The sequence below is a fragment of the Bacteroides sp. OF04-15BH genome (genome assembly GCF_003477995.1).
Classification (GTDB): Bacteria; Bacteroidota; Bacteroidia; order Bacteroidales; family Bacteroidaceae; genus Paraprevotella.
In genome coordinates this window covers 5,168-9,307 of sequence record NZ_QUEM01000054.1, presented here as the reverse complement: position 1 = coordinate 9,307, position 4,140 = coordinate 5,168, and the positions used below count along the sequence as shown (strand labels likewise).

Below are 4,140 nucleotides of genomic sequence, written 5' to 3'. Positions count from 1 at the left end.
TTAATTGTTAAAACGGTGTGAAGTATTTCTGTATTAAGACAACTATAACATATACTCATAGTTCGAAAAAAACTACAATTAAGTTGAATGATAAAATGGTATTCGCTTATCCCAAAATTTGTTATATTCCTTCGGAACGTAACTTTGTAGCAGGAGTACCTAATTTTAATAAGTATAATGAGGGTAACAATGTGTTGCTTTATTTTGCTTATGATTGGTCTGAGGCTAAAGAGGAAATTAAGAAACTTGATATCTCAAATCTTCTTAACAGGAAAGTTTCCTATGAAAATATTAATGACAAGGACTATATATTTGATAATGGATCAAAGTTATTGCTTACGAATGCATCAAGTGGTGTTCAATCAGTGTTGCCATTGTGTCAGACGATAATATATATGTTGTCAAATCTGTATCAAAAGCAAAGAGCCTTATCTCCGTCAAAAGAAATGGCAAAAAAGGATTTTGCTACGGAAATGATTATGGTGGCTAATAGAATTGCAAATGGAGAAAATATCAGTAATTTTAAGAAACATTCCAATAGATTGATTTCTATATTCAAAATACTTGAGAGTTTTGATGTAAAGGTGATAAATAAACTTTCGGATTTGTCTCCGAGGGATTTGTCTCATAATATATATGAGGCTGTCCATGCTATGGATCAGTTGTTTAATTATCATTTCACTCAACTATTTATAGAAGAACCAGAGCAGAATCTTTTTCCAGACACTCAGCAGGAATTTGTATATTGGCTTTTAGAAATGATGCAGAATGGAAAAGATCATGCTGCCATTATTACTACGCATAGCCCATATATATTGTTTGCTTTAAATAATTGTATGATGGGAGGATTGGTAAGGGATAATATTCCAGAGGAGGAAACTTCTGATTTTCCTTCTCATTCAGCATGGATAAAGCCTAAATTGATATCAGTTTTTGAATTGGATAATGGTACTCTTCGCTGTGTGCAAGATGAAGATGGAATCATAGAGGATAATTACTTAAACAAAGCATACAAGAAGAATTCAGAAGAGTATTTGGAACTTTTAAACTATTATGAAGATGAAGAATAAAATTCAGTCTATTTATCCTCAGTCCGTTTTTTGTAGTAGTACAGCTCCAATACTATATATTGCTGATTTTACAGAAAGAACTGACAGTAACAGAAAAGTGGAATTTCATGAAACAGTTCCATTAGTTCCTGACAGTGCTGCAGAAATGGATTGTTTGGTTTTAGAAAATTCTTCACATTTGCCTATTGTATGCAATATCTTTGATGATAATCAGTTTAAAGATAGTGATGGGCATGATCTGTCGCATTGTGAGTGTGTATTGTTTCCTGAAAGCGAGCAAAAGGATATAAGTATGGCTTTTGTGGAGATTAAAGACTGTAAGCCGAAAAATATATCAGAATATAAGGATAAGGTAAAAACTCAGATTATATCAACCATACAAATATTCAGGGATAAAGGTATTATAGAAAAACAACGTGTTTACGGTATCATATCGTTTCCGAGAAGGAATAAACTGTCATTTAATCAAACTATTTTTGATGATGCTACAGAATACAAAAAATTACATCAGAAGTATAAAGTACGCTTTATTCCAACAAACAGTGTGTCTATTATAGACGAAAAAAAACTGATGGCAAAATTGTAAGTGTATTTATTATGTCAAGACTAAGTAAACTATATGAGGCTATGGAAACTCTTCGAAAAGAAGGGCTTCCTGTAAATGAAGATTTAGAAAGGAAGGCAAATGAATTAGAGGAAGATATTATTAAGAAAGAAATTCTTCCTGTATTAAGCAGAACTATAGAACCAGCGTTACAACCAGTAAAAAGGGAACTTGTATTGGTCGTGGATTATGTTCCTGGACAACCGTTGAGTGTTCATCTTAGCCGTAAACGTAATTTTACAGCAGAGCTGACAGATGCAAAAGAAATGGTACTCGATCCGGAAGTAACGCATAGGAATCGTAATTCTCGTTCGGATGAGAAGATAGAACGGGGACCTGCCAGAGCTATGTCAGTAGTATTTCCAGATGGGAGTGTGATTGCAGAGAAAACAGCAGTAGAAACTTTAGTTGAAGTCGTTAAAAGAATTGGTGTAACTAAGGTGCGCAGGGTTGTGGAGGAGTATAATCTTAAGTTTTGTAAAGTTCCGGTAATTTCAAATCGTAGGGATGCAAAGTATGGTAGAAGTCAGAAGGACCTGGGAGAGGGATGGCTATTGATTACACATAGTAACAATCCAATGAAGAAAGCATTTATTGAAAAAATCTCTGAAGTTCTTGATTTAGGAATTAAAGTTACATTGAAAGAATAGAACAATAAAATAAATATCTGCTAACCAGAAATTAATTTTATATGGAATACATTTTTATTTCTATTTTGCTTGCCTGTATCATACTCTCTTATTTAAATCATCGGAGAAATATGGAATTGTTGTGTTCTGTTTCTTCGCCAGAAAGAGGAACTGAAGCAGAGCGCAGATTAGTAATTAAAATGCTGAAGAAGGGAGTACATCCTAAGGCTATATTTCATGATTTATATTTGCAAAAGAAAAATGGTGAGTATTCTCAAATAGATATTGTCGTAGCCACTCCACAAGGCTTGATTGCCATAGAAGTGAAGGATTATAGTGGATGGATTTTCGGGAATGAAAGGCAAAAATATTGGACCCAGATACTGAATTATGGAAAAGAAAAGTATCGGTTCTATAACCCTATTATGCAAAATGCCGGACATATAAAAGTTTTACAGGAGCAATCAGAACAGTTTGCTAACTTACCTATATATAATGTTGTTCTTTTTACGGGCGACAGTGTTCTTAAAGATGTTAGTTATATGTCTGATAACACCTACGTTGGATATAATACGGATATAAAATATGTTTTGAAAAAGGTGGGTGAAGCAGATTTTGCAAATTATACAAATAAAAAAGAAGTTGCAAGCATACTACGTCAGGCAGTAAACAATGGAAATGATCCACAAATTATTGCTGATCATATTGCTTCAGTTCAACGAAACAATAAAGGTCAACCACAACCAATAATAAGTTATAGTACGGGATTGTTGGGTTTTTGTTTGAGGAAACTTTTTCGGTTTTAGATTAGATTTGAATGTTCATCATGAAATACTTGTGCAGAATATAAATAAACGAGTGAAAGGTATTGCCGAAGATATAACAGAATGTCTCTGAGCACACGAAAGAAAAAGGAGTGCGATAAAAGGAGGATTTGTATTGCTCTTTATGCAGAAAATAAATACATTTGTAGAATGAAGGGTTTTTAAAAGAAAGGAGGGGATATGAGTCGTTCTGATTTTATCGGTAGTCATTTCGTGAATCCGTTTACAGATATTGGTTTTAAAATTATCTTCGGGCAGCCTGCAAGTAAAGATTTACTGATTACTTTGCTGAATGAATTGTTGGCTGGAGAGCATCAGATTGAAAACCTGATTTTTCTGGATAAAGAAAACCGTTCGGACAATATGGACGATGCGGGTATTATCTATGACCTTTATTGTCTGACCATTACCGGGGAATATATTATTGTGGAAATGCAGAACCGCATGCACAGTAACTTTTTGGACCGTACGCTGTTCTATATGTGCCGTGCCATAGGAAGGCAGGTGGAAAATATTCGTGAAAAGAAAAAGAAAGAGCGCGAATTGTGCCTGACTGAATCGGATCAGGAGGACAACGACTTCTTGGGTGAACCGAAACCGGACAGTTATGGTAGTCGTTACAAACTGTCTACCGTATATGGCGTCTTCCTGATGAATTTCTCAGAACCCGGACTGGAAGATAAATTTCGTACCGATACGGTGATTACCGACCGGGAAAGCGGTAAGGTGGTAAATGCCCATTTCCGTCAGATTTATCTTCAGTTTCCTTTCTTCAAAAAGGAACTGAATGAATGTGAAACTTTATATGACAAACTTATTTATACGCTTAAGAATATGCAACATTGGAACCGAATGCCTGATGCTTTGAAGGAGCAGGTCTTTAGTAGATTGGAGGAACTTGCTGCGGTAGCGAATCTTTCTTTGGAAGACCGGATAGCCTATGATAAAGCCTTGGACCGTTATCGGGTGAGCCGCATTGTAGAAGAGGATGCCCGTGAGGCCGGCTGGAAAAA

The 4,140-nt window shown here is 35.2% G+C and carries 4 protein-coding genes and 1 pseudogene; all 5 read left to right on the top strand.

Annotated features, from left to right (window positions below):
- The first annotated feature begins 83 nt into the window (after positions 1–83).
- Positions 84–1,070 (top strand): AAA family ATPase, encoded by a 987-nt coding sequence (locus DXA74_RS15040; protein WP_147401146.1) that lies wholly within the window; start codon positions 84–86, stop codon positions 1,068–1,070.
- Positions 1,054–1,656 carry a hypothetical protein gene (locus DXA74_RS15035; protein ID WP_118528938.1) on the top strand — a complete coding sequence of 201 codons (603 nt, stop codon included), beginning with the start codon at positions 1,054–1,056 and terminating at the stop codon, positions 1,654–1,656. Before DXA74_RS15040 ends, DXA74_RS15035 begins: the two co-directional genes overlap by 17 nt.
- A 41-nt stretch (positions 1,657–1,697) precedes the next feature.
- Positions 1,698–2,324, top strand: a complete 627-nt coding sequence (locus tag DXA74_RS15030) for a hypothetical protein (protein ID WP_233550581.1) — start codon at positions 1,698–1,700, stop codon at positions 2,322–2,324.
- Positions 2,325–2,365: 41 nt separating this feature from the next.
- Positions 2,366–3,109, top strand: coding sequence for a nuclease-related domain-containing protein (locus DXA74_RS15025; RefSeq protein WP_118528934.1), 744 nt, complete (start codon positions 2,366–2,368; stop codon positions 3,107–3,109).
- Between the two features lie 198 nt (positions 3,110–3,307).
- A pseudogene (locus tag DXA74_RS15020) lies at positions 3,308–4,140 on the top strand (PD-(D/E)XK nuclease family transposase); the annotation flags it as partial.

Bases quoted from the DNA above. Each gene is read 5' to 3' on its own strand.
- DXA74_RS15035 (WP_118528938.1), top strand. From the start codon at position 1,054: ATGAAGATGAAGAATAAAATTCAGTCTATTTATCCTCAGTCCGTTTTT.
- DXA74_RS15030 (WP_233550581.1), top strand. From the start codon at position 1,698: ATGGAAACTCTTCGAAAAGAAGGGCTTCCTGTAAATGAAGATTTAGAA.
- DXA74_RS15025 (WP_118528934.1), top strand. From the start codon at position 2,366: ATGGAATACATTTTTATTTCTATTTTGCTTGCCTGTATCATACTCTCT.